General features: G+C 62.4%; 21 protein-coding genes. 3 read left to right on the plus strand and 18 right to left on the minus strand.

What is annotated here, in order from left to right; translation table 11 throughout:
* Positions 1-47: 47 nt before the first annotated feature.
* The 13 genes from CH251_RS24600 to CH251_RS24665 all read right to left on the minus strand — a co-directional run bounded on the left by CH251_RS24600 (position 48) and on the right by CH251_RS24665 (position 15,366).
* Positions 48-827, minus strand: coding sequence for a hypothetical protein (locus tag CH251_RS24600; RefSeq protein ID WP_015586156.1), 780 nt, complete (start codon positions 825-827; stop codon positions 48-50).
* Positions 817-1,365 carry a hypothetical protein gene (locus CH251_RS24605; protein WP_141215466.1) on the minus strand — a complete coding sequence of 183 codons (549 nt, stop codon included), beginning with the start codon at positions 1,363-1,365 and terminating at the stop codon, positions 817-819. Before CH251_RS24605 ends, CH251_RS24600 begins: the two co-directional genes overlap by 11 nt.
* A gap of 859 nt (positions 1,366-2,224) precedes the next feature.
* Positions 2,225-2,557, minus strand: coding sequence for a hypothetical protein (locus tag CH251_RS24615; protein WP_015586153.1), 333 nt, complete (start codon positions 2,555-2,557; stop codon positions 2,225-2,227).
* Positions 2,558-2,597: 40 nt separating this feature from the next.
* Positions 2,598-4,850, minus strand: coding sequence for an FtsK/SpoIIIE domain-containing protein (locus CH251_RS24620; protein ID WP_015586152.1), 2,253 nt, complete (start codon positions 4,848-4,850; stop codon positions 2,598-2,600).
* Positions 4,847-5,275: a hypothetical protein gene (locus tag CH251_RS24625; RefSeq protein ID WP_015586151.1), complete on the minus strand. Its 429-nt coding sequence runs from the start codon at positions 5,273-5,275 to the stop codon at positions 4,847-4,849. Before CH251_RS24625 ends, CH251_RS24620 begins: the two co-directional genes overlap by 4 nt.
* Before the next feature lie 666 nt (positions 5,276-5,941).
* Entirely contained in the window at positions 5,942-6,541 is a 600-nt protein-coding gene (locus tag CH251_RS28030; protein ID WP_015586149.1) for a hypothetical protein, read from the minus strand.
* Positions 6,541-8,007: a peptidoglycan DD-metalloendopeptidase family protein gene (locus CH251_RS24635; protein ID WP_072692242.1), complete on the minus strand. Its 1,467-nt coding sequence runs from the start codon at positions 8,005-8,007 to the stop codon at positions 6,541-6,543. Before CH251_RS24635 ends, CH251_RS28030 begins: the two co-directional genes overlap by 1 nt.
* Positions 8,008-8,126: 119 nt before the next feature.
* Positions 8,127-10,244, minus strand: a complete 2,118-nt coding sequence (locus CH251_RS24640) for a hypothetical protein (protein WP_141214634.1) — start codon at positions 10,242-10,244, stop codon at positions 8,127-8,129.
* A gap of 50 nt (positions 10,245-10,294) precedes the next feature.
* Entirely contained in the window at positions 10,295-12,820 is a 2,526-nt protein-coding gene (locus CH251_RS24645; protein ID WP_015586146.1) for an ATP-binding protein, read from the minus strand.
* Positions 12,820-13,551, minus strand: a complete 732-nt coding sequence (locus CH251_RS24650; RefSeq protein WP_015586145.1) for a hypothetical protein — start codon at positions 13,549-13,551, stop codon at positions 12,820-12,822. The genes CH251_RS24645 and CH251_RS24650 overlap by 1 nt, the downstream gene beginning before the upstream one ends.
* Positions 13,552-13,612: 61 nt before the next feature.
* Positions 13,613-13,945, minus strand: coding sequence for a hypothetical protein (locus CH251_RS24655; protein ID WP_015586144.1), 333 nt, complete (start codon positions 13,943-13,945; stop codon positions 13,613-13,615).
* A gap of 33 nt (positions 13,946-13,978) precedes the next feature.
* Positions 13,979-15,088, minus strand: a complete 1,110-nt coding sequence (locus CH251_RS24660) for a conjugal transfer protein (protein WP_015586143.1) — start codon at positions 15,086-15,088, stop codon at positions 13,979-13,981.
* Positions 15,085-15,366, minus strand: coding sequence for a hypothetical protein (locus CH251_RS24665; RefSeq protein ID WP_015586142.1), 282 nt, complete (start codon positions 15,364-15,366; stop codon positions 15,085-15,087). The genes CH251_RS24660 and CH251_RS24665 overlap by 4 nt, the downstream gene beginning before the upstream one ends.
* Positions 15,367-15,700: 334 nt before the next feature.
* On the opposite strand from CH251_RS24665, the gene CH251_RS24670 reads away from it, so the two are divergent.
* Genes CH251_RS24670 through CH251_RS24680 form a run of 3 tightly spaced genes read left to right on the plus strand, consistent with a single transcriptional unit; the run spans position 15,701 to position 18,623 of the window.
* A complete protein-coding gene (locus tag CH251_RS24670) occupies positions 15,701-16,546 on the plus strand; it encodes a hypothetical protein (RefSeq protein ID WP_015586141.1) in 846 nt (281 codons plus the stop codon).
* A gap of 46 nt (positions 16,547-16,592) precedes the next feature.
* Positions 16,593-18,023, plus strand: coding sequence for a cutinase family protein (locus tag CH251_RS24675; protein ID WP_015586140.1), 1,431 nt, complete (start codon positions 16,593-16,595; stop codon positions 18,021-18,023).
* 39 nt (positions 18,024-18,062) lie between these two features.
* On the plus strand, positions 18,063-18,623 hold the full coding sequence (locus tag CH251_RS24680) for a hypothetical protein (protein WP_015586139.1): 561 nt from the start codon (positions 18,063-18,065) through the stop codon (positions 18,621-18,623).
* Positions 18,624-18,671: 48 nt separating this feature from the next.
* Here CH251_RS24680 and CH251_RS24685 read toward each other — a convergent pair whose 3' ends face one another.
* From CH251_RS24685 to fas4, 5 genes are all read right to left on the minus strand, one after another.
* Entirely contained in the window at positions 18,672-19,874 is a 1,203-nt protein-coding gene (locus CH251_RS24685; protein WP_032365006.1) for a hypothetical protein, read from the minus strand.
* Positions 19,875-20,003: 129 nt separating this feature from the next.
* Positions 20,004-21,308 (minus strand): NtaA/DmoA family FMN-dependent monooxygenase, encoded by a 1,305-nt coding sequence (locus tag CH251_RS24690; RefSeq protein WP_015586137.1) that lies wholly within the window; start codon positions 21,306-21,308, stop codon positions 20,004-20,006.
* A gap of 106 nt (positions 21,309-21,414) precedes the next feature.
* Positions 21,415-22,011 (minus strand): TIGR00730 family Rossman fold protein, encoded by a 597-nt coding sequence (locus CH251_RS24695; protein ID WP_015586136.1) that lies wholly within the window; start codon positions 22,009-22,011, stop codon positions 21,415-21,417.
* Positions 22,011-23,327 (minus strand): FAD-binding protein, encoded by a 1,317-nt coding sequence (locus CH251_RS24700; protein ID WP_032365005.1) that lies wholly within the window; start codon positions 23,325-23,327, stop codon positions 22,011-22,013. Before CH251_RS24700 ends, CH251_RS24695 begins: the two co-directional genes overlap by 1 nt.
* Entirely contained in the window at positions 23,324-24,091 is a 768-nt protein-coding gene (gene fas4, locus CH251_RS24705) for an adenylate dimethylallyltransferase Fas4 (protein ID WP_015586134.1), read from the minus strand. Before fas4 ends, CH251_RS24700 begins: the two co-directional genes overlap by 4 nt.
* Positions 24,092-24,116: the final 25 nt, after the last annotated feature.

Genomic DNA, 24,116 nt, shown 5'->3' on the forward strand with positions numbered 1-24,116 from the left:
AGTTCGGGGAGGGAAGAAAAAGCAGGACGCAACTGCGCGCAGGCGGATCAGGATGCGACGAGAGTGAGCGCGGTGCCGAGTGCGAGGTACGGGCCCAGCGCGATATGCGACCGTGCAGGCTCGGATCTGATCGCTCGAAGGACCCGCACGACTATCACTCCGACGAAAGCCGTCAGGATCGAGAACACCAGCGCCGCACCGAGGGATGTCCAGCCGACGTAGCCTAGGACCATCGCGAGCGAGACCACCAGTCGCGCATCGCCGATACCGATTCCGCCGCGCAGAAGCACTGCAAGCGCGAAGAACAATATGCCGGCGGCCAGGCCGGCCAGAAGGGCGCGACCGACCGCGCCCCAGGTGCCGTGAACGACACCGGTGAGCAAGATCATTGCTGCAGTTCCGCTGGCGGCCAGATACGCAAGAGCAGTCGGAATCCGTTGCACGCGTTGGTCGATCCACGCAATCCAGGGCACTACCAGAGCCAAGAACAGCATTGCCGCCGGCGGCGCACTCGTCGGAGTACTGACGAAAGCGGAGATGACGCCCCACACGACACCGGAGACGATGACGGGAATTTTCGTCCCCAGCGCCGCCTCGTCGACGGAGATCTCGACCCGTGCACACACCGCGATGACGGTGGTCCGCAGCGCGGCCGACAGAGCTACCCCGACGATCACTGCTATCGCGACAATCGAGACGCGGCCGACAGTCGCAGCAGTTGATGCCTGAGTGCTGGCCCAGGATGCCGACGACGCCTCGATCAAGGCCCATAGGACGCCTGCCGCCAGAGCGACCACGACACTTCTGACGTAGTCGCTACGCAACATCGGCTTCTCGTTCACCATCGGAGCGAGCGGCGTGCACGGCCATCCGGGCACGGTAGCGGACCTTCTTTTTCACCGCTGAGTCGAGATCGATTCCGAGTACGTCGGCCAGGTGCTCGGTTGACCACCGCCGACGGAGCGAAATTCCTACGATCTCGGCTTGCTCTGCAAGAGTGAGCGGCAGTCTCCATTCGCCGCACAGGCGACGGTAGACGGCCGCCTCGTCCACGCCGCGGATGCCTCGGGGCGAATGTGGACGTGCTCGGGGGTCGTCGATTTCGTCATCGTCCCAAGCAAGAGGCGTCGCCCATCCCTGCTCACGGGCTGCATTCCGGACCTGCTCGTCGGGGCCGGGTGTCATGGAGATCTGGTCGTAGACGTCGTTGATGACGGACCAGAGTTCACTGGGGACAACTTGATCCGATGGCAACGTCGAAAGCTTGGGCACCGACAGCCCGGTCAGTTCGGACAGCGCTTGCACCGAGTAGCCCATCGCGACGAGGGCCCGGATCCGTCGCTGAGCTCCGACACCTAAGGTCATCGCCCGTCCCCGGGTGGGGTGGAAGGTGACGTCGAGAATAGCTTTCGAGATGCTTGCGGTGGTCTCGAAGCATTTGTGGTTGGCGACTGTCTCCACATCACTGAGGCTGAGCTTCGTGAGATCGAGGATCATTTGGTCGGGCATACCGCCGAGCCGCAACGACAGCAGGTGGCGGCGGGCGGGTCCGGAGGGTACCGACGAGGCACTCCCGCGGCGGGATGTTCTGTTAGATCCCGCCGCGGGAGTGGAGCGACGTCGCGCACGCGCAGCGTCACTGCCGTCGCTCGTCGGGCCGAAGGAACCACCCCTCGACGTCGTCGAGCGACTCCATGAACCGGTATTCCGGTCAGGATTCATTGTATTGCTATCGGGCACTGCATCACACAGTGCGGGGGAAAGATTGTTTTGCGTACGCGAAACCACGTCGACGTCAGTCATGGTGCATCCCTTTTCAGTTGATGCGGTTGGTCAGACCGCACATCAGATGTTGGGGACACTACCTCGCGGGAGTGCATCGCGTCCAGACCGTCGGGTCGTTTTTCTTCGGTGATGAGAGTTCCTCGGTCGTACAGTCCGCCTGCCGCGACGCCGGTATAGCTATCTGCCTCGGCTCTTGTGCGGCATGCGACGAAGGCCGCGAGCGGGCAGGTCTCGCACGATTCGAGGAGATGCGCTGCAGCGACGGTTGCTTTCCGGCGCCGTTCGAGACGTGGGATCCGTGACTGCAGCAGCTCTGCGACCGCCGTTTCGCGGGCGGCCCAGTTGCTGTCTCGGACACACTGACCGAGCGGCATCGTGAACGATTCTCTGCTCGCGATCGCGCGTAGTTCTGCGCGGCGACCACTGGTGGCTTTCGTTCTCATCCCCGGTCTCCTCGGTGCAGTCGAGCCTGTCGGGCTGAGTAGGCCGAGCGGCCGGCGCTGATCGCGACGGCACCGAGGGCGACGACGACGGCGAGAGCGATGATCAGTCGTCGACCGTCGAGCCCGGCACCGTCCGATGCTGGGATCTGCACCATCGGGGATGCCTCGCTGGCGATCAGAATGGAGTGCTCGACCAGCCAGGCGATTGCCGTCGACCACCACAGGCCTGCGGATCCGAGAGCCATGGTGGCTGCGAGTGGGGCGATCCAGATCAGCGCCATCTGATCGTCGTCGGAGAGGGCTTTGCTGTTGTTGCCGTGTTGGGACATGTGGTTGTTCCTCTTCTGATCGTGTGTGTCGCAGAGTGATTCAGGTGGCGAGGGCAAGGGGGCGACGAACTTGAACAGTCGCGTCGAGAGGAATGTCGAGCACCCCCTCGTCGTCGCCGTCGCCACGCCAGGTCAGCCCGACCATGTCGTCACCCGACTCGTCTCCGTAGATGTCGGGTTCGTTGTCGACGACGACCCAGATCCCGGCGTCCTCGTCGAGGAGAACTAGGTCGCCGGCAACGAGGTCGACCGGAGCAGTGTCTTCGGATTCGCCGTAGCCCTCCCAGTCGTCGACGTCGGTACCGGCGTCGGGGACCACCTGCAGGTGCGGGCGGTCCTTGTGCATCGGAGAGCCCGGGACGCCGGACACGGCTTTTTCTTTCGGCGTCTGCGCGTCGGGCTTGGGCTGGCGAACGGTGGGGGTGTCGAGATTGAGCATTGCCATCGGCGACGATGCGCGACGAGCTGAATCACTGTCCGCGCGCGTCTTTCGCCTGGCGACGGGATCGAGATTGGGATGGTCCGACGCGCGCGCCCAGGGCGCGCCGGAGACGTGATGGAAACGGATCTCTTCGTCGCCGTCCACGGTGCCGCCGGGATCCGGGTCGAGGATCACCAACCGCTCGTGCCGCACTTCGAGAGGACGCAGGCGGTCCAGCACCGCTGCGTCGTCGGCCCCGGGCTCAGTCTTGCGGGGGTCGGGAGTGAAGTAGGTCTGAATTTCGACCGCTTGGTTGTGGTCGTTGACACTGGTCGCCCGCCCACGACATCCGCGCGGGATACCGACTCCAGTGGTTGCCGATTCCCACATCATCAACGCGCCCTGCGGACTCAGACGGCCCATCGATACGCGCTGGCGAAAGTTGTCTCGCATGTCGCCGCCGAAGTACTCGGCATCGGGTCGCTGCGTTCCCAGCACCATGTGGCACTTCGCTGTGCGGCCTTTTCGTCCGATCGACGCCACTTCCTGGAGGGTCTTCGGCTTGGTGGGATCACCCTTACCTTTGATGCTCGAGTACCAGTTGAGCAGGTTGCCTCGGAAGTCGGCGTACTCGTCGATGAACAGAACGACGGGCTCAAAGTCGGCCTCGGTAGCTTCTCCGTTGACGATCAGCGAGTACCGGGTTTCCATGAGATTCCAGAACCGATAGATGACCGCGACCTGGTGCTCCATGTGGCTGGCGACGATCTGTACATTCGGCCAGTCCTGGAAGCCCAAGAACTCGACCCCTTTTCCGTCGACGACCCATACCGGCCAACCGTGCGCGGTGAGCTGTGTCAGCAGGGTGTGTGCGGTGACGGTCTTTCCGGTTCCGGATGCACCGACGAGCATGAAGTGTGGGTCGATCGCCGGCCGCCACACCATGGGGTTGCCGTCCTCGTCCTCGCCGTACGAAATCGCGACCGAGTCGTAGTCGGAGTGCGCGAGGTCGCCGAGATCGGTCGTGGATTCCGCGTCGCCGAGGCCGGCCGGGTTGTAGAGCTTCTTCGGAAAGGTCGGGCGCACCTCGAAACGCACCCAGTCCGTTTCGAGGTTCCAGCGAGCACGCCACCGACCGGGCAGATTGACGCTCACTACTCGTTGTACTCGGGCCCGATAGCCCTCGGACTCGAGTCGATGTCCGACCTCATGGGTGGCTTCGACAGCTACAAGATCCCCGGTGCTCGGGTCCGTCTCGTGTCTGGTGATCTTTCCGGTCGGCCCTAGCAGCGCGAGAATCGTGCGCGTGGCTTTGACGAGTTCGGGCGAGACATGCGTCTCGGAGACGGACCGTGTGTCCGGGACGAGAACGAGACGGCGTTTGCGTGTGTTGTGCTTCTGGATCCGGTACCGGCCCCAGCTCTGCTGGGAGAGCAATTCGACGACGCGGGGCTCCCACTGTTCGTCGAGAAGGAGCGCGGCCGACTGGTAGCGGACGGTGATTCTGCCCGGACGGCCGGGCCACTGGCCGCTCCACCGAGTCGCCGTCAGGACATCACGGGTCGGCGGTGACGCGGTCAGCCGGCAGAGCTGCTCGATCGCACGATCGGTCTCTTCGGCTCGGATCGTGGCGCGATAGCCGTTGTAGCTGACGGCCGCGCCCGCGCCGACGCCGAGTGCTGCTCCACCCCATGCGATCGCTGTGTCGAGGTTCAGGATCGGGCCCAGTGCTGCCGACACGACTCCACCGGCAACGTAGAGCACACAGTTGCGGATCCACGGATTGTTCTGGGGGTCGAGCGAGGGTGCATCACGTAGCGACCGGTATCCGTCGAGGGGTGCCTGAGTCGGGTTGGGTAGCGCGCACATCATGCATCCCGGGTGATCGTGATCAGGATCCCGTCACCGGAAGTTGGGCGCATCGTTGCGGTCAAGGCCACGCTGCGTCGGCCGACTTCGTTGTTGAGATGGGTCGGGTTGTAGTCGAGGGTGAAACGGCACGCGGCGTGAGGCTGGCAGTGCGCAGCGCGGAGAGCCGCATCGACAAGTCTGATCAATCGTTCGTCTTCGGTGTCGACGAGCAGGTTGCTCGAATTCCACTCGACGACGAGCGACCAGACCTCGTCGGTGGTTGCGAGGGTCACGATCCGGTTGGTGGGATCGTCGAGCCTGAGGGTCTCGATCCGAGCGAAGTTCGGCAGCGCTCCTCGATCGATGACAGGACTCAGGGGGCCGGCCGTAGATCGACTGCTCCTCGAACGTGCCCTCGCTACGTGTAGTCGTGTCGGTGCGCTCATGGGGACTCCCTGTCTCGTCGTGCCTTCTCGAGAACAGGTAGATCCAGGTGCGTCGACTTCTGTGACAGCCGCGGTGAATCTTTTTCCGACAACCTTTCATCTCGCGCTGCAGCGCATGCGTTCATGGCCCCATCAGTGGCGCACCGATCGGTCACCAGTGCTCTATCGGTGAGGGTGCGATTGGGGACGGGCAAGTCGCGTTCCGTGTTGCGACTGACCGTCGCGGGAACAGCTATGTGCGCTCGACACCCCTTGACATGGGGGGTACGCTGCAAACGGCGATGCGAAGCGAGTAAGGCTTGCAGCGACCTTCCCACATCCGGGGCATATAACCACCAATTCGCGGCAGCATCGGCGCCTCATCAACTGCTCATCGGATGCGGTTCGATTCCTCTCTTACGCACCCTCGGGCAACGTCCATCCGCCAACCCCAGCGTCGGCGTGACTGCCACGAGATTCGGTATACGCAAGCCACCCCGACCGGCCTGGGGTGGGGCTCCTCCTCGCGGATCCGCGAGCTAAGGGCCGACGGAAGCCGGTTGTCACGTAGCGCGACAGGGCTATGAACGGCGGCACCGATCACGGGAAATAGTGCGTTCCATGTTGCCTGTACAGGGCGATCGGTTCAGTGGCCGGCGACCCTCTCCGGGTCATGTGCGGCGAGGGTCAGAAATCGAGAGTGTCCACACTCCACCCGGCTGCGGTCGGCACTGCCGATACCCACACGGTCGTGGTGGAGTCGACGGGGACCGTGGCATCCGAGGTGACGGCCGATTGCGTTATCTCCGCGACTCGATAGATGCGCTCGGCGGTATCTGCCGGGCATCCGGAGCAGCCGATCGAGACGGTTGCGGTGATTTCGGCGTCTTCTTTCTTCCACTGTTCCCACTGGGCACCGGGGCCTCGCTCGGTCGTTGCAGGGGTGGAGAGTTTTGCAGCGAGGTTGTCGGTGAACCATCGGCGGGCGCGTAGAAACGCGTCGGTCGAGCTCGTGTCGGTGCTGGGGTACCAGGTGAAGGCGGTCGTCAGTGCTTGACGGATTGCGGTCTCCGCGTCTGTGGCGGCGCTGCTGATCGGAGCGGGTACAGCGGTTGTCTCGGTTGGCTGTGTGTTGATTTCGGGTAGCGACGGCGCGGTTGGCGCGCTCGTTGTCTCCGGTGCCGATTCCGGCTCATCGGTGGCGGGTGAGCTGCAGGACCAGGCGATGGTCACCACGGCTACAACGACGAGGAGGACGGCTATAAGACGTCGGCCGGCAAGGGACATCAGATCCTCCGGGCTTTCATTCCAGCCATGAGTGGAGCTTGTTTGACGACGTCTCCGGTGGTGGGGGCGTGGATCATCTGACCGCCGCCGATGTAGATACCGACGTGCCCAGGGCCGTTCGCCTCGAATGATCCGAAGACGAGATCACCGGGCATCGCTTGATCGATCGGGATCTCCGAACCCACTCCCCATTGGGCCTCGGATGTGCGGGGCAGGGTGATGTGCTTGCCCGCGAAGTAGGCGAAACTGGTCAGTCCTGAGCAGTCGAATCCTCCTCGGGAGGGGCCGTTGATATCTCCGCCGCCCCAGACGTAGGGGGTTCCGAGGTACTGGCGTGCAGCCTCGACGACATTGTCTCCGTCAGCTCCGGTCGGCACGAACCGGCCTGTGGAACCTTCGGATGTGTACTGCGCTTGGCCGGCCAGAATCTTCGCCACATAGGGCTGTGTTTGTGTGGTGTAGTCACCGCCGGATGGCATTCCACCGGCTGCGAGCACCGCGGCGGGGCCCGCGTTGTAGGCGGCAATCGTCAGTGCAGTTGGGTCGCCCTTCACTTTTCTCGCGGCGATGGCTGCGGTGATATCTCCGTTGATGGCGCACATGAAGTGGGCTTGTGAGATCACTGCATCTCCGATGGAGTTCGGGTCGGCTCGCCCGTCTCCGTCGTAATCCTTGCCCCACGTTGCCCAGGTTCCCGGCATGAATTGTGCGGGCCCCAACGCTCCGGTGCTCGATACCGGAGCGGACGGGCCGTAGCGGAAACCGTTCTCGGCGGAGAGTTGGGATGCGATCAGGGGAGCACCCACGCCTGGGCACACGGCTCCTGCTTTGCGGATCCACGGCTCGAACTCCGGCGGCACGGATCCGGTTCGGAGATCTCCGCCGGCCGTGCCGAAGCCACAATCGACAGCGGTACCGGCGCCGGTCGGTGAATCAGCGCCGGACGATTGGGGGCTTCCCGCCTGACCGAGTTTGCTCATCGGGTCGATAGCGGTTCCGCCCTGTAAACGGCCGCCTTCCCAGTACTCGAAGTGCAGATGTGGTCCGGTGGAGCCGCCGGCGTTGCCGATGTCGGCGATGTGGTCGCCGACCTTGACCTGTTGTCCCTCCTTGACGAGGACGCCGTTGGGATACATGTGCCCGTACACGGTGGAGACCGGTTTTCCGTCGACGATCGAGTCGAGGACGATCCACATTCCGAAGCCTTGAGCGGGTCCGGCTTTGACCACAGTGCCGTCGAGGGCTGCGTAGATCGGGGTGCCGATCGGGCCCGCGAAGTCGACGCCTTGGTGCATCGTGCCCCACCGCTGCCCGAAGGGGGACGTCATCGTGGTCGTGCCATCGCGGGTCGGCTTGCCGATGGGACCGGACGGGGTCAACGGCGATGCATCATCACCACCGGTACCGGACGAGACCGTGGGGGCACAACCGCTGGAACCTGACGATGTGACGAGTACGACGACCATCAATGGAATGACGACGAGTACACCGAGAGCGGCGATACCGACCGCCAGGGCGAGTTTCCACCATCGACGTGGCGCTTTCGAGTTCGGCGACACCGCTGTCTCAGGCGGGGCCACCAAGGTCATCGCCGTGCGCCTGACGCAGCTCGATGGAGGATTTCCGTCGGATTCGTGGTGGCACCTGGTTGGACGGTCGGTCGGGCACGACGCGGAGCACTCGACGGCCGCGTGGACCGGTCGGGAAGCAGAAGCGGCGAGCCCTCATCGGTGGAGTACTCACGGAATCGTCCGCCTCCAGGGCCGGTCACCGTGGCGCGGCTGGCCCGAACTTCTCGGTTTCCTGGAGTCGACAGTGCGGGAGCGGTGGCCACCGGCCGCTTGATACCGGGTGCGTTCGTTGTCTTGTCGCCGTGAGAGCGGACCGCCGATCGGTCTCCGACGGGGCTGGAGACCGGAGTGTGGGAGTGACCGGAGCCGACGACCGACTGCGTCGGGGGAAGGTCGATGTTGATCGGTTTGCGAAGGCTGGGGTGGGTTTCGGAAGCATTGGTGGTGTCGGTGGCCGCCTGGGTAGCTTTGGCGTCGCTCCGTCGACCGACGACCTTCTTGACGCCCGCGGTTGCAATCTTCCCGGCCGAGTAGACCACGGCAGCAGTTCCAAGTGTGGCTGCGCTGCTGGCGGCTGCCGTCCCGTCGACGAGAGCTTTACTCGCCTTGGCGGTTCGGGCCGTTGCATGGCTGGCTGTCTTGGCCAGTCCCTTTCCACCTTGATAGGCCTGGCGGGCCACTTGTCCGGCGTAGGCAGCTTGGGCGAGGGGGCTGGTCGGTGTCTTGGTCGATATCGCGGTGGGCGCGGCTCCTGGTCTGCTTCCGAGCTTGCGTGCGAGGGCGTCGGAAGCTTTGCGTAGTCCTTTCACTGCGCGGCGGTAGAGAATGATGCCCGCGATCAGAACGATGTCGGTCAGGATGAATTTCATCATCAGCGGAGAGTCGCCGTCTCCTCTGAACAACTGTCCGATCACGATCATGTATCCGACGAGGAACACCACCGCGAAGATAACGATGACCATCGACATCAGCACCGCGGCGAGGGTTTTCCACAATGCTCCGCGGCCGGATCCGGGCAGAATTCCAACGACGGTCACCACAATTCCCTTGACGGCCGATGCGAGGGCGGTGAGTACCGCGAGGATGAGGGTGAACGCCAGAATTGTGGCGAATCCGAGCAGGATGACACCGGCCAGTAGCATCGCGACCCCGGACCCGACCTGTCCCGGTCCGGGGTGATCGGCGAAGTCCTTCATCTGTTTTGCGCCTTCGCCGCCGCAGCCTTTGATGTTGTCTTTGAGGGTGTCTCGTGTGTTGCCGTCTGCTTTTTCGTGGCCGGCGTCCCAGGCTTGAGTGCAACGTTCTCCGTCGGGCGAGCCGTCGATGACTCGGCCGAAGTTCAGCAGTTGGGTGGGTTGCCTGATGAACGTGTCGGCCATCTGTTCCGAGATCTGGTCGATGAGTTCGTCGGAACTCGACGTCGTGTCTCCCTTGTTGGCCAGGCCTGCCGCAAGCTGCACGCCGGCGTCGCGCGCCTGCATGATCAGGCCGTCTTGTCCTGCGACCCGTTCGACTGGATTGGACAGGATCCCCACTGCCGCAGCGGCGATCGCTGCTGCCATCAGGAGTTCGTACACTCCCGTCGTCCACCGTCCGCGAATGACCCACCACGCTCCGATGCCTGCAGCAGCGGTGAGAAGAAGGCCCGTGAGCTGGAACTGATCGGTGACCGTTTGCATGGCATCGCCGATCGAACGGAACGGCGCAGTCAACAATTCGAGCCACTCGAACCGCAAGGCGTAGGTGACGAACCAAATCGCGAAGCCGGTCACCCCGCGGTACACCTCGTACTCGAGCATGATGAAGGTGGAGAACACGGTGTACATCGGGTGCCCGACCGAGCCTTCGTCGATGGACATGAAGTAGTCCCAGACCAGAATTCCGTGAGAGTCACGGACTTCCATCCAGCTGAATGTGCTGTTGGTGGGCAGGGTTTCACCCGGGTCGGCATGAGCCGGTGACGCCAGGGCGATCGCCAGCAGACCGATCATGTGCCAGACAGCGACACCTGTGACGATCGCGCGGCGGATTCGAGATGCCACTACCCACTTGAAGACAGGGCCGAGGAAGCGAGCGAGAACACTGCACCACGACCGCGGGATCCACGACCACAGCACGAGCTCGAGAACCATCTTGACGCCGCCGCCAATCGAACCTGGCCGGCGCACAACTCGTTTCGACATCACCATGTCGCCAACTCCGCAGCGCGCTCGGTAGTCGATTCTTTCGGAGTCGTACTCGCCGCTTGGTATCTCGCTTCCGATGCCGGAAGTAAGACCTTGATGCGGCCGACGTTGCCGGCGGGATCGCGCATGTAGCCCTCTCCGCGGCGATGCGGTGCGACGTATCCGTCTTTGCCTTCGACGGGCGATGTGTTCTCCATCAGCTCTTTGAGCAGTCCGAGATCGTCTTCCCCGACGCCGAGCCACTTCAACGATTTTTGCGCTAGTCGTCGATCCGTCTGCCGGAACACGAGCCGGGTGGGGATGAGCCCTCGCAGCGTCTCGGAGCCGAAGTCTGCTTCGGGGTCGTGCGATCCGAGCATCACCGCGGCGTCGTGTTTGCGGCCGTCTCGAATGAAGTCGATGATGATCTCGACACCTTCGCTCGAGCGCGTCAGGTGATGGCATTCGTCGAGCAGGAAGACCGCGAGGGTGTTGGGGTCCGCGAAGCAAATGCCGCGGGCGATCTGCGCGATGAGGGTGTACATCATTCGCCCTACCCGCTTCTGGAGCGACATCTGCTTGAACAGATGCTCGTTCTCCACTTCTCGCTCCGAGGGCAATTCCAGTGTGTGAGTGCGGAAGACGATGGCTCCTGCGCGTGGATTGAACGGCTCTAGGTCCGGCCGAAACAGCGCTGCTGCATAGGATTTGGTCGCGTAGACCTTCAACTTTCCGGCAAGCTCGGCAGCTCCGTCGAGGGTGCAGTCCTTCTCGAGGTGCGAAACCAGGCCTGGGGTAGTGAAATTGCCGAAGCGAGCGCGGTATTCCGGCTCGAGCACTTGAGACAGCAGTACCCCCAAACGGTCGTCGGGCTGAAGTTGCAACAGCGGCAACAGAATAGACACCGCAACTTCCCCTCCTCGTGCGGGCGAGAACAGCCGAAGAGGGTCCATCGTGACGTCCGGTGCTGCGGTATCGACGACCACCGCGTCGGTGATCGCTTCGGCCCACAGTGCGTATTCGCCCAGAGGGGTCCGGTCGACCACGATGACTTGGCCGCCGCGGTCGACGACCTGGTTACCGGTTGTTTTCAAGTAGCCGGACTTGCCTGATCCCAAGTTGCCACACACTCCCACCGAACCCGAAACGTCACGTGACGCTTTCTTGGCGATGTCGTGGTGCACGACGCCAGTGCGGGCCGAGGAAATGTTGAGTGCGATCAGCGGGCCGTCTCCGTCGCCGAGATCGTTGCGGGTGACCGGTACGTACGCGGCGAAATGTTCGGATGTGGTGATCTGCGCGAACTCGTTGCAGATCGCCGGCGTCGGCACGCCGGGTGTCATTGCCCAGAACAGCTCCTCCTGGAATCCGATCGGTGACTGCAACCTGTAGGTCGAACCCTCGAACTCCTTCGCCAGCTCGCGCTGATATGCGATGGCCGTCTCTTCGTCCGCGGCGGCGACACAGAAGACGGTGGTGGATTGCACTTCCATCTCCATTGCGTCCGCCTCCAGAAGCGCGTTGTATTCCGCGAGGGCGACGGCAGCGTCGTCGAGGACGCTGCCGGTGCTCAATTCGTCTTCTCGCTGGGTGTATTGATCGTTCATCTGCACCAAGGCGCGGCGGTTCTTCTTCAGAACCTCCGATGCAGCGGAGTTCTTGAACCGAATTGCCCAGTCGACATCGACGCCGCCCAGGTTGTCCGCGAGGGTCAGGTACTCCGAGCCTGGAAACAGCGTGCCGCCCGAAGGAGTGGCGGCGAGCACCAGGAAGCACTGATAGCTGGCCGGCGGTGGCGTTACCTCCCACGGCTGGTCGACTTTGAGCACACGCGACAAGGTCGGCGCCTTGGCCCGCCAGCCCGATTCGGGGCGATCGCTTTGAGCCCCTTCGTCGAGCCGCGCGGCAGTGAAGGATCCTCGAGCAGTGCCTGCCGGATGATCTAGAGCGGTGGGCATGTCGGTATCGAGGCCGAGGCCGCGCTGCAGAGCATGTTGGTGCAGCCACACCATCTGGGAGGGGGTTGCGGGGGTCGCATCGTAGAAGGCAGGGATGGCCGCGGCGATCTGCGCGGCCTGAGCTGCGCGGCGTTCTCTCTCCTCGACGGGAATCGACGAGGGCGGCATCCCCAGCAGATCGGCCACCGAGGACCATGCGGCGGACGTTGCGGCCTTGACGGTGTCACCGAAGCCGTGGTTGGCCAGGGGGATGGACAGCCAGTAGATTCGCTGGCCGGGTCGGATCTCCTCCAGGCGGTCGATCGTGGCGTCGCATTCGTCTGCCCACGCGGGATGGAGATCGAGATCGACACCCCGTTCCATGCGCTCGACGATGGTCATTGGGTCCAGACTGACCGCGACACTGAGCAGGAGAGATTCGCCAGGAAGAGCGCGCAGCAACATCTTGTGCATCGCCCGCGCGGTCTGTCGGTCTTCGATCGGCCGGTACCCGTACGGGATTCCGGTCAGGACGTAGTCCGCCCAGACGACTCCGGAGCGGGTCCAGCGCAAGTTCGAGGTGACGAGCCGGTTCGGTTGTTGCATTACGCCTTCTCTCGGGTCGGGGTGGGGGCCGCTGCAGCCATGGCAAGCAGCTGCTGAACGCTGCTCGCCGGTGCCAGGTTGGCGACGCCGAACGCTTCGGCCAGGGCTGGACTCTGCGAGCGCTGGCGTTCGCCGTCCGATCGCGGCCGGGCTGGCGCTGGTGCGATCTTTCGCTCCGGCCGCGGTTGGGTCAGAGGTCTGAATGCTGGTGCGGCCGGCGCTGCGTTGTCGTCGAGCTCCACCGGTGCCGCGGCGTTCTCTACTCGATCGCTGGATGCTCTGATGACTGCTGGTTCACTGATAGCAGCGTCGTGGCTTGGCGGGGTGTCGAGGATGATCACCGACCCCAGTACCGCGTGAGGGCGTTTGATCCGGATCGGCTCGCCATTGATCCTCGACGGTGACATCGCCCCGGTAGCCGCGCGCCCGACACCCCGGACTACTGAGATCGGATTCCGTGCTCCCTGCGGCAGCCTCCCCAACGCCCACAGGGTGCCGCCGGTGACACCGAGGAAGATGACACCGTTGGTGATGACACTGCCCTGCGCCCACAGCGACTGGGTCAGCCACAGCAGTCCGCCTGCAATACCCGCGCCGACGAACTGGGTCAGGGTGTAGGGGCCACCGGGGATCTTTCGGCCGTCTGGCGCTTTGCCGATCAGCTGCGGAAAATTGCGCGCTTTGGTGAACATCTTGACCACGCTCCGCGAGGAGGCCTGCTGTTCGGTCATGGTCGGTCACACTCCTGCGGGGGTCGTTGAATCGAGGTGTTCGTGAGTTGGCCGAGCAGTGTCAGATGAACGCCGCGATCGGATCGGGCACCACGACGACCTCGCTGCTTTGTGGCGAGGCGGAGCCGGGAAGCTCGTCGCCGACACTGTCTTTGACGGCGGTGATGTTCCACATCACCCAGATCAGTGCCCCGCCGACCACGATCGCCACCAGTGTTTTGGCAATGGCGAAGTGACTTTTGAAAGCAATCGCGGCGATGAACCCGGCGACGCCGACGCCCACGAGAGTGCGGATGAGGCCCTGCACCTCCGCACCTTTGTTGTTGGCCCATTCGATGATTCCTTCGGCGACGACGGTCGACGACGGATCGGCCAGGATCGAGGTAATGGTCATTGTTCGTACCTTTCGGATAGGGGGAGCAGAGCGTCAGTTCGGTTGAACGGGCGCTGCGGGAACGGAGGAGGTAGTGCTGGCACCAGTCGAGGTCGGCACCGCAATGGTTGGGGTTGCTGCGCTGAGTCCGGTCGAGTTCGCGAGCAACGGCATCGGGTCGAGCGCGGATACTTCCCACCGGCCACCCCGGGCGATCGCTGTCAGCGGGTATTGCACGGTCGAGGTCTGCGCTCGGTCCGTGGCTGTGACGGTCGCGGTGGCGAGCACCCGTACCGTCGCACCATCTGCCGGGGATCCGGACGCACCCGCCGAGAAGTCGGTGTCCGAGACGAGGTCGGTGATCTGGACACTGGTGTACGGCGCGGGGGTGACGGCACGGATCGGTGTGCCGGGTGAGGTGTAGCGAGAAATTTCTCCGGCACCGGCAACCATTGCCGAGAGGAACTGGCTGATCGACTGGGTGAGCGAGTGATCGAGGCCGACTCGGAATCGGTAGCCGAGTGTGAGGTCACCGCCGGTTGCCGGGGCCGCCACAGCAGCAGGGACTGCTGCAGCCCGCGCGTCGTCTCCCACGAACACGACAGGGACCGAGAAGTATCGACGTTCCGGCTTCGTCGCCGGGTCTGCCCCGATCGGAACCACCGAGACCGACACAACGATCGCGTAGTTCTGGCCGGCCGCCTGTAGCGGTCCTCCTTGCGATGTCGATCCTGTGGGACCCTGATTTCGCGCCGGCGGGTCGATTGCTTTCACGCTCGCGATTCGAGGTTCGGACGCGGTATAGCTCGCCTGAGCCGGAAGCGACATGCCGTCGGTGCGGACGAAGCGCGCGAGGGCTTTCTCGTCTCCTCGCTTGGATTGCAACCACGTCAACACGAAGTCCTGCGCGAGGTCGGTCGCTGCTGCTTCGCGGGCTGTGTCGATGACCGTCTGAGGGTTTGCCTTGCTCTGGATCGGCGTCGTGGACCCGACGCCGGCCAAGACGAGAACCAGTGCCACCACTCCGGAGCCGATCGCCGCGAACAGACCCCACTTCATCGCCTTGGTCGCGACCGCTTGCTTGCCGGCCCACTGATGAAGCTCGGTGGCCGGCGCAGCTTCTGTCGGCTTGTTCGAGCCCTTCTTACGGAGATGGATCTTCATGAGATCTCCTCGTGCCGAGACGGCTCGACCGTGGCGGGTACGAAGCCCTCGTCGACCAATCGCAGAGCGCCTCGACCCCGGGTCGCCATCATCCGTTCGAGCGCTGCCCGCGCCTGCTCGGCCGGCTCACCGAGCACGACCTCGCGGACGCGGCTGGCGATCTCTGCGCTGAGCGGATTGTCGCCGAGTTGCGCCGCGAGGCCGCGGATCTCTTCGGACACCGAGTGCACGCGAGCGGTGTCCGAGAGCAATGCGGCCGACGGATCGTGGTCGTCCATCCGGGGTCCTCCTGTCGGTAGCCCGCCGTGTACGGGCTTCTGAGAACAGGTAGATCCCTTCGCGGGCGGGTCTGTGACAGAGGCGACCGGAAATTTCTCGAACTTTTTTTCACCGCCCCGCTGCGATTCGTCGGGCTGTTATCACCGTCGCCGTGTAACCGCAGGTCACAGCGGTCTATGTCGAACGCGGGGCGCTGCCGTTTTCTGGTTCCGCCGGACCCGGCGGGTATAACAGCTCCGCCTTTTCGAGTAAGAATCCGCAGCTCAGCGGATATAAGGCGCTGTTTGTGTCAGAGGCGATCGAACTTCAGTTGCCTCTATCAGGAGCGCCCCAGTGACCTCGCCGCAGCCTTCCTCGCATTCCTCCACCCCACTCGGATACAGCACATCGCTGTTTACGACGATCAACGCCGAGTGGACCAATCTCTGTGTCGACGCTCTCGCAGGCCGCGAAGTCCGCACGTGGGCCGATCGACACCCCGCATGGTCGTCCGCTCGCTCCGTGGCCGACATCGCTGAGCTTGCCGCTCAGGACAGTGACGCCACCCTGTCCCTTCTGCTCACCGAGCACAGTGCAGGCAGCGCCCTCGCCGGCACAGTTTTGGTCCGGTTGATGCTCCCCAAGCTGGTCCGAATCCATCGCTACGCGCGGCTGGACGGAACCGATCACAGCCGCGAAGAACGTGCCTCGCGTACCATCGCCGCGTTCTACGAGGTGATCGCTTCGCACCGTCCCGGCGGCACTGGGATTGCCGGGGCACTCTCGCTTCGGACGCTGGGTCTGATCACCAAGACCTGCGAATCTGCGGTGGAAACGCCGGCCGAACCCGACCAGCTCCACCGGGTTGCCGACGGATCCGATGACCGCACGACCAGCAATCCGGGGGAGGTATCGGCACGGGAATTGCATTCGGTTCTTGCATGGGCAGTGCAGTCCAAGACCATCACTGCCGACGAGCACTCACTTCTGATCCGTGCATATCTCGTCACCGAAGGTGCCGATCTCGCATCGCTCGCCGTCGAGGAGAACTGCTCACCGGCAGCCCTTCGACAGCGCTTGAGCCGCGCTGTCGCGCGAGTCCGCGACGGAGTAGCAGCACGCACCGGCAACACTCCCTCGCCGGGAAAGCGGACGTTCTTCTACACCCGATCACACCATGAGTCCGCCTTGGCGAGCTGAAGTCCACCTGCACCAACCCCGCTCTCACCTACAAAGGACGCACATCATGACCGCATCTCGTACACGCAAGAGGATCGTTGTCAGCGCAGTCGGGCTCGCCGTCGCTGCCAGCATCGTCGTCATTCCCTCCGCCATTGCCGATCCGCAAGCCGGTGCTCCGGCATGCCCGGACAACATCTTGGTGGCCATACCCGGCACCACGGAAACCAACGAGCAGGCCGATCCGAATGTGCCGGTCGGAATGCTCCGCAACGTCGTGGACCCACTCGACTCCGAGTTCTCATCCCAGGAACTGCAGACATACACAGTTCCCTACGTCGCGACGATCGTGAACGACAAGGCCCAGACCTACGGAACCAGTAAGAAGGAAGCGATCGATCGCGCATCGCAACACATCTCCGAGAAGGCAGCCGAATGCCCGAGCACCAAGTTCGGGCTGACCGGCTTCTCCCAAGGGGCCGACGCCGCGGGAGATCTAGCCAGCAAGATCGGAAACGGCGAGGGCCCGGTGAGCGCCGATCGCATCTTTGCCGTGGGCCTGATGGCCGACCCCGGCCAGAGCCCGACCGCCGGCGTTCAACTCGGAACCAAGACCACCGGCAACGGCTTCGTCGGTGCGCGACCCAAGGGATTCGGAGCTCTCAACAACGTCACCGCCAGCGTGTGCGATCCCGACGACACGTACTGCAACACCCCCGACGACGCCATCGCCACACAGTTCATCGGGCAACTCGGATCGAAGATCGACGCCACCGATCCCGCGTCTTCGGTCGCCGGAGTCGTCACCACGCTTCTCGGTCTCGACGGCCAACCCCTGACCGACACGCTCGGCAAACTGAACACCGCAGTGACCACAGGCAACATGCTCACCGTGCCGCAGCTCGCACTCGACCTCGCCGGCAACGTCTCAACACTGAGCGCAAAGGTCGCAGAAATGACCATCCCCGGGGCAGACATCGCCCCGATGGCCACCACCGTCTCGCAGCTCACCGATGCAATCCACCGCGGTGACATGTTCGCCGTTCCGGCACTGCTGGCGACCCTCACACCCCAAGTCATCAGCTTCGCGAGCCAATTCAGTTCGATGATCGGGACCGTGGTGTCCAAGCTGCCTATCAACGAGTACATCGCGATCGGCACCACCGCAGCGCGGATCTCCACCAACGCCGCGGCCCAGAACTATGTGGCTCTACCGGCCGATCTCGGCAAACTCGTGGGCCAGGTCAACAACGCGGTCCGCAAGACCCTCCGCGCACTCCCCCTCGACGAGTTCCCCCTTTTGAACCGGCTGGCCGATAATCTCACCCCAGGCCGCGTGCTCGACGAGGTGCTCAACTACGCCACCTCGCTCGCCACCGATTCGCACAACTCCTACGCGAACGAACCGATGGCCGACAACGGTCGAACCGGAGCGGACGAGCTCACCAACCTCTTCCGCACCCGCATCACCAACCCCACGGCACAGATTGCTTCGTAGCCGACCCACCTCCCTACTCGAACACAAGGAACCGTCACGATGCTGACAGAGCTGGACGACCCCGACACCGACATCGCTGTCCGCATCGACGTGCACGACGCTGGGGGTACCAAAACGTGGCACCCCCAGCGCGACGGTCATCTCCTCCTGAACGCCGATCCCGCGGCGTCGACGCACCTCGCACACACCCTCGCCGACACCCTCAGCGGCCACTCTCCGCACGTATGGATGATCACTGGCCCGTCCAGAACCCCCACGTTCTCGACCACCGCGGACACCGACCCGGACCCTGTCGACATCATGGATTCCGTTTGGCGATTCACAACCCAACGCAAAACTCTGATCGACAACGGTCAAGCCACAACCCACGACTTCACCCCCGCATACCTCGTCATCGACTCCCTCGAAGGCGTCGTAGACACCCTCCGCCTCACCTGCAACCGCAGTCTCCAACTCCTGTCCGTCCTCGCTCACCGCGGACACCGCGCCAACGTCTACCTCGCCACGATCACCGATCTCAACGCCCCACGCATCTCCGAAGCGTTGCGGAATTTCGCTGAGCCTCGTCTGCGAGACCGGGACTGTCTGAATAACGGTTGATCCGCTGACCTTGCGTGGCGCGGCCTCACGGAACCGGTGCCTGGTCAATCACGCCACGGAACGAAGGTGGGATTCGAGCGTTCTGATCCGTTCCCGGCCTCGGCCGATGTCGTAGCGGGAAGCTCCGTGCGGCAAAGCAAACTCGATGTTCAGTCGACCGCCATACCCATGGACGATGTAAACAGGAAAGGAAAACCCAGCTGGCGCGGGCCGGCAGTCCTCGAGTTTGAGTCCTGCGGGCGATCGCAATGGTGGAACCGTGCCTCCATTGGTGCAACGAACCTCGTTGGGTTCAGGCAACAGCACTGCCATCTTCGCGGCTGTCAGGGCTTCACTTTGGAGGTGGCCGGCGGCGAGATCGATGTGCAATTCCTCATTTAAACTGCGAGCCAGATCCACGATTTCTACGGACTCGGCCGTAGCCCGATAGACGGGGAAGCCGACAATATTTGTTCCCGCGGTGGAATCCACTGCAGGTGTGACGTGAGGCCTGAGGTCCACAATAAAATGGTAGGCGATGTCGGCGAGCCGAACACTTCTCAGATCTGACTCGGTCCGCATGATAGCGGCAGATACTAGGCCGTTTACCGTAACTCCATGGTGACGTCCGAAGTCGATGAGCCCGGTCGTGACTCGCCTGCTCAAACGACAACGCAGTTGGGTCATCGCACGATGTGGCTCGGTATAGCCAGCCGTCGGCGGCCTGTTTAATGCCGACTCTAATGGTTCGTCATTGCCGACATCGGGTGTGTCGATTCCTCTCTCGGAGAACAGCTTTTCCAGCGACTCGGGATAGCCATGAACAACCGCGTCAGGGGTCTTTCCTTCCACAATGTCGGTGTAGAAAGACCACAGATCGCTGAGCAAATCTACAGAATGGCGACCGTCGGCTATGCAGTGGTGGGTTAGTAAAGTCACACTCGCGCAGGCGGAATCGCCGACGACGTGTAGCCCGGAAAGGGCGCGGCCCGCACTGAGGTTCACCCCGCTCAGCGGCTGACCGGGATCCCCTGTGTGCACGCTGAGGCCGGGCAGCGGACCGGATGGTTTGACGATCATATGGTCTCCATCGATCGTCTCCACGTGCGCAGCCAACACAGGATACGAGCGTCGCAATGTCGCAAATGCCGCCGAGAGCCCCGATATGTTCAAATCGCCGCGAGCCCGCACCGAATACCCGATGAAAACTCCCAAGTCGACGTAGAGCGCCTCACTGGGAGCGAGCCCCCGAATAGAGTAATCCACAGTCACCACAAATTCCTGTCACTTAAATTGCTGTTCGATAGGGGACGTGCAGCTCGATGATCACGAGCCCGGCACCACCAGGAGCGTTTCTGATCATGGGATGGCCTCGGGAGATGGCGCGAACGAGCACCAAAACTAGAACTCACGAAGGTTGTCACGTAGATACACCGACGAATATCCCACCCGCGTTCGCCCAATTCGTTGTAAAGCTGGCACGAGGCCGTCGGTAATCTCAGCGATGAATCGGCGGGTGAGCGAGTTCGACCCGGTATAAATCAAGAATCCGTCACCGCCTACCTCGTCGACGATCTCCCCCATGCGCTCCGCTACGTGATCAGGCGTCCCCACCAGTTCGATAGACGGAGCGAGGTAATCAATGGTCAGCTCGCGCAGAGTTTTACCGCTACCGTGCTGCAGGAAGCTCTCCAGTGATGACTGCTCGCCATTGGTTGTCAAGTCTTGCGGAGGTACTTCGTCGAGCGGAAACTGAGAGAAGTCGATGTCGGTGACGAAAGACAGTTGCAAAAGAATGTTTTCGATGGCCCGGTCGCTGGTCATTCTCCGTTTATTCGCGGCCTGAGCCTCATCCATAGTGGCACCGAGTACTGGCATCGCGATGAAGAGAACCTTGATGTCGTCAGGGTCTCGACCGTGTGCCTGCGCCCGGTTACGGACATCGTCACGAAACTCCCGCATCGTCTCCACGGTGTTGACGTTGGCAACAATCGAGTCGGCGTACTTCGCGGCGAAGTCGCGGCCCTTGGGGGATCCGCCAGCTTGGACGAAAACTGGTTGCCCATTGGGTGGGTGCACCGTGTTGAGCGGACCCGCCGAACGGAAATGCTCCCCAGTGTGGTTCACTGCCCGAACAGTGCCGGGCGCAACATAAGTCCCTGACTCGCGGTCACGGACGATGTTGTCTCGATCCCAGGAATTCCATAGATCTCGGACAAGGTCGACGTACTCATGTGCTACCTCGTAGCGCTTGTCGTGCGGCAGCAGACGATCCATGCCGAAGTTGCGCGCGGCCTGATCTTGACCGGTGGTGACGATGTTCCATCCAAAGCGCCCACCAGCGATGTGGTCGACCGTAGAGACAGTGCGTGCCAGCATGTATGGGGGATAGAAGGCCGTCGACATCGTAGCGATTACGCCTATGCGGTCGGTCGCGGCCGCGATCACCGACGCCAACGGCACTGGGTCGTGTTTCGGCACCCACAGGGCGTGTTTCAGGTACGCATCGAAGGATCGCCCGTATGCATCGGGTACCGACACCGTGTCCTCGAACATCATGTAGTCGAATCCTGCGCGCTCTAGCGACTTCGCCATCTCGACATAGAATCGGCCATCCCATGGCTCTTCAGGCGGCGAGAAGTCGCCGGTGAAATCGTTAGCAAAGAAACCGACAAACCAGCCTAGGTGAAATTTTCGTACAGACATCGACGTGCCTCCAAATTTCGTATACGGACGAACTGGGTGGAACGTGAGCGATATAGAATGCACCGAGGACGGAGCAGATCTACCGGCCAGGCAGAAGTCCCACTAATTAGGGTGAGCGAATGGCCGCGATAGCCCCCTCGATGTCTTTGCAGACGATTACGCGAGACCGGGTTGCGGGGGTGATAAATCCTTCGACGGCAGCGTGCTCGATGTAGGAGAGCAAGGGGCGGTAATACTCGTTGTCGTTCAGCAGTACACAGGGTTTATTGTGAAGCCCCAGGTGTGACCACGTAAGGACCTCGAAGAACTCTTCTGCGGTTCCGACACCGCCGGGGAGGGCAATGAATGCGTCACCGAGTTCGGCCATGAGAGCTTTGCGTTGGTGCATGTCATGGACGACGTGTAGTTCTGTCAGTCCATGATGCGCAGCCTCGGGTATCGCAGTGAAGCTCTCAGGGATCACGCCAACGACGGTTCCGCCGGAGTCCAAGGCCGCGTTCGCGAGGGTGCCCATGAGGCCGACTCGGGCGCCACCATAAACGAGGCGCAGCTTCGATCTAGCAATCGCACGCCCCATCCCCTCTGCGAGCTGTCCATATTTGGTCCCGCGCCCTGGCATAGCTCCGCAGAAGACCGTGACGCTCTTGGGGGTCGGGCGGGCCTGTGCCGAGACCGTAGTCGCGGGCATTGGTCGAAGGTTCATCAGTCGAATGACATTCTGTATCCAGGGGCGAGGATCCTGTATGGGTCGAAGCGACGCTTAGCCCGTGCGATGGCCTGCCATCGCGAACCGAAGTGCGTACACCAATCTCCCGGTGACATGGGGACAGCATTGACTGCGTAGGCCACCCCGCCTACATCCCGAGCCTGTTCATAGAGCAGGCGGTTGCTGGCAATCATTCGGGCTTCGGCCCCTGGGGATGCTGTTCGAAGTACGGCCAACATGAAGAATGTGTCGCAGTGAGGAATCGGAATGAACGGTGCGGTGATCGGTGTTGTTGGAATCGGGTAAACCATGATCAGCCCGGAGTTTCCTAGGTCATCCGTCAATGAGGAGCTGGTAGTTTCGATGAACTGCTCGATCTTGTCTGCCGGGATCAGCAGGCTGGCCCATGGATGTGGATAGAACCACTCACCTGTGTGCCGAAGATCAAGCTCCTGATCCGCCATACGGTTGATAAAGTCACCATAATCTACGTCCGAGTTGTATTCGGCGCACGAATCGTATTGGAGCGATGACAACAGCGCATCGTCGTCTGGCCTTCGTGGTGGGGTGAAGTACTTGGCTAGGTCCAGTCGATAACGTAAGTGGCCGTCGGCATCGACACGAATTCGTCCTTGTACATGGTCGAATAGTCTGTTGGACATGGCGCGGAGTTGGTCGCCAAGGAATACGCCGAGGTTGGAATACTGCAATTTGTACTGTCGAACCGACTCGTGAGCAGCGGTCAGACGGATTGTCGCGTTGACGATTACGCCGAATTGACCGAGGCCGCCGCGCACGGCGTCGAAAAGTTCACTGTTCGATACGGCGGAGCATTCCCGAAAATCTCCCGATCCGGTAACTACAGCAAGAGAGTCCACGTTGTCGGTTTGCAAGCCAAAGCCGTGACTCGATCCCCCGAAGCCGCCGACCGAAAGCGTTCCGCCGACGGTGGTCCCGAGATAGTCGGTGAGTACCGGAGGGGTTTGCTGGCGGCTGAGCGTGGCAGCGACCACGTCGCTCCATCGCACACCCGCATCGATCGTGGCCTGCCCCGATCGAACGTCGTGGACGGTGTTGAACCTTTTCATGTCCAGCACGACTCCGCCATCTGCCTGGCATTGCCCGTAAGTCGAGTGTCCGGATCCGCGCACCGCGAGCGATAGGTTCCGCGCCGCGGTGTAGCGCAGGGCTTCCTGCACGTCGGCCACGGTCCGTGGCACGACAACGACGGACGGTTTCGCATGGATGCAGTTTCCGAAATCAGCCCCGGCGGATGTCAGGTGCACGTCGTCGGTGTGCCAGATCCCGCTCATCTGGCGGTCACACCTGGGGCACCGAAGGTTCTTAAAAATATTTCCTGCTGAAGGACGCCGTGCTCGACATACCGGCCACCCATTGATGCCGCCAGTTCGTCGAGCACCTCCGTGGTGAGGTCTCGGTTGGCCAACTCCTCTGGTGTTACGGAATGCGTGGCGCACCAGTCGAGTACACAGTCCAGACCCGCAACCGAGGCTATGAAGTTGTGCTGATCGCCTAGAACCCACGCTTCCGCCAGTTCGGTGAGTAAATTCCTGCCCGTTGAATCTCCCCGTAACATTTGTCGTGCCCTTGCGCACTGCTGGGCAAAGTAGTGTTGCCTATCAGGAATAGGCATAACATTCACGACAGCTGGGAACGGTAGGTTGGATATCGTTTGCGCGAATCGAAGAATGAGCGATATCGAACCGCCCTCCATTACCACCGCTTCGCCGCGATCAACGTACGAGGTCAGTACTTTTATCAGCCGGTCAAAGGCCTCGTCCGGATCGAAGTTGCCCTGATGTATGGTCCGGTTGTCGAGCCAAACGCGGTTGAGCCCTTCCACTTTCGCGTCGAACGCTCGACCACTGGTGACCAGGAGATCGGAGTAACACTGGATACGGTCGGCAACAACAATCGGAGCCGAGTGACTCAATGCCAACTTGCTCGCTTCGGCGCTCTTTCCAATTCCGGTGGCACCGACGATTGCGTATACGCCGGGTTCCCATCGCACCCGATCAAACCTTGCTTGCGTCTGTGCCATGGTTGATTCCTTCATCCCGATTCCTTTCTCTCGCGGGTCG

This window comes from Rhodococcus sp. 06-462-5 (genome assembly GCF_002258315.1).
Classification (GTDB): domain Bacteria; phylum Actinomycetota; class Actinomycetes; order Mycobacteriales; family Mycobacteriaceae; genus Rhodococcoides.

Bases quoted from the DNA above. Each gene is read 5' to 3' on its own strand.
- CH251_RS24605 (WP_141215466.1), bottom strand. From the start codon at position 1,365: ATGACCTTAGGTGTCGGAGCTCAGCGACGGATCCGGGCCCTCGTCGCG.
- CH251_RS24700 (WP_032365005.1), bottom strand. From the start codon at position 23,327: ATGAGCGGGATCTGGCACACCGACGACGTGCACCTGACATCCGCCGGG.
- CH251_RS24645 (WP_015586146.1), bottom strand. From the start codon at position 12,820: ATGCAACAACCGAACCGGCTCGTCACCTCGAACTTGCGCTGGACCCGC.
- CH251_RS24640 (WP_141214634.1), bottom strand. From the start codon at position 10,244: ATGGTTCTCGAGCTCGTGCTGTGGTCGTGGATCCCGCGGTCGTGGTGC.
- CH251_RS24695 (WP_015586136.1), bottom strand. From the start codon at position 22,011: ATGAACCTTCGACCAATGCCCGCGACTACGGTCTCGGCACAGGCCCGC.
- CH251_RS24600 (WP_015586156.1), bottom strand. From the start codon at position 827: ATGTTGCGTAGCGACTACGTCAGAAGTGTCGTGGTCGCTCTGGCGGCA.
- CH251_RS24665 (WP_015586142.1), bottom strand. From the start codon at position 15,366: ATGGACGACCACGATCCGTCGGCCGCATTGCTCTCGGACACCGCTCGC.
- CH251_RS24650 (WP_015586145.1), bottom strand. From the start codon at position 13,551: ATGACCGAACAGCAGGCCTCCTCGCGGAGCGTGGTCAAGATGTTCACC.
- CH251_RS24625 (WP_015586151.1), bottom strand. From the start codon at position 5,275: ATGAGCGCACCGACACGACTACACGTAGCGAGGGCACGTTCGAGGAGC.
- CH251_RS24635 (WP_072692242.1), bottom strand. From the start codon at position 8,007: ATGGTCGTCGTACTCGTCACATCGTCAGGTTCCAGCGGTTGTGCCCCC.
- CH251_RS24690 (WP_015586137.1), bottom strand. From the start codon at position 21,308: ATGTCTGTACGAAAATTTCACCTAGGCTGGTTTGTCGGTTTCTTTGCT.
- CH251_RS24655 (WP_015586144.1), bottom strand. From the start codon at position 13,945: ATGACCATTACCTCGATCCTGGCCGATCCGTCGTCGACCGTCGTCGCC.
- CH251_RS24620 (WP_015586152.1), bottom strand. From the start codon at position 4,850: ATGATGTGCGCGCTACCCAACCCGACTCAGGCACCCCTCGACGGATAC.
- fas4 (WP_015586134.1), bottom strand. From the start codon at position 24,091: ATGAAGGAATCAACCATGGCACAGACGCAAGCAAGGTTTGATCGGGTG.
- CH251_RS24680 (WP_015586139.1), top strand. From the start codon at position 18,063: ATGCTGACAGAGCTGGACGACCCCGACACCGACATCGCTGTCCGCATC.
- CH251_RS24660 (WP_015586143.1), bottom strand. From the start codon at position 15,088: ATGAAGATCCATCTCCGTAAGAAGGGCTCGAACAAGCCGACAGAAGCT.
- CH251_RS24615 (WP_015586153.1), bottom strand. From the start codon at position 2,557: ATGTCCCAACACGGCAACAACAGCAAAGCCCTCTCCGACGACGATCAG.
- CH251_RS24675 (WP_015586140.1), top strand. From the start codon at position 16,593: ATGACCGCATCTCGTACACGCAAGAGGATCGTTGTCAGCGCAGTCGGG.
- CH251_RS28030 (WP_015586149.1), bottom strand. From the start codon at position 6,541: ATGTCCCTTGCCGGCCGACGTCTTATAGCCGTCCTCCTCGTCGTTGTA.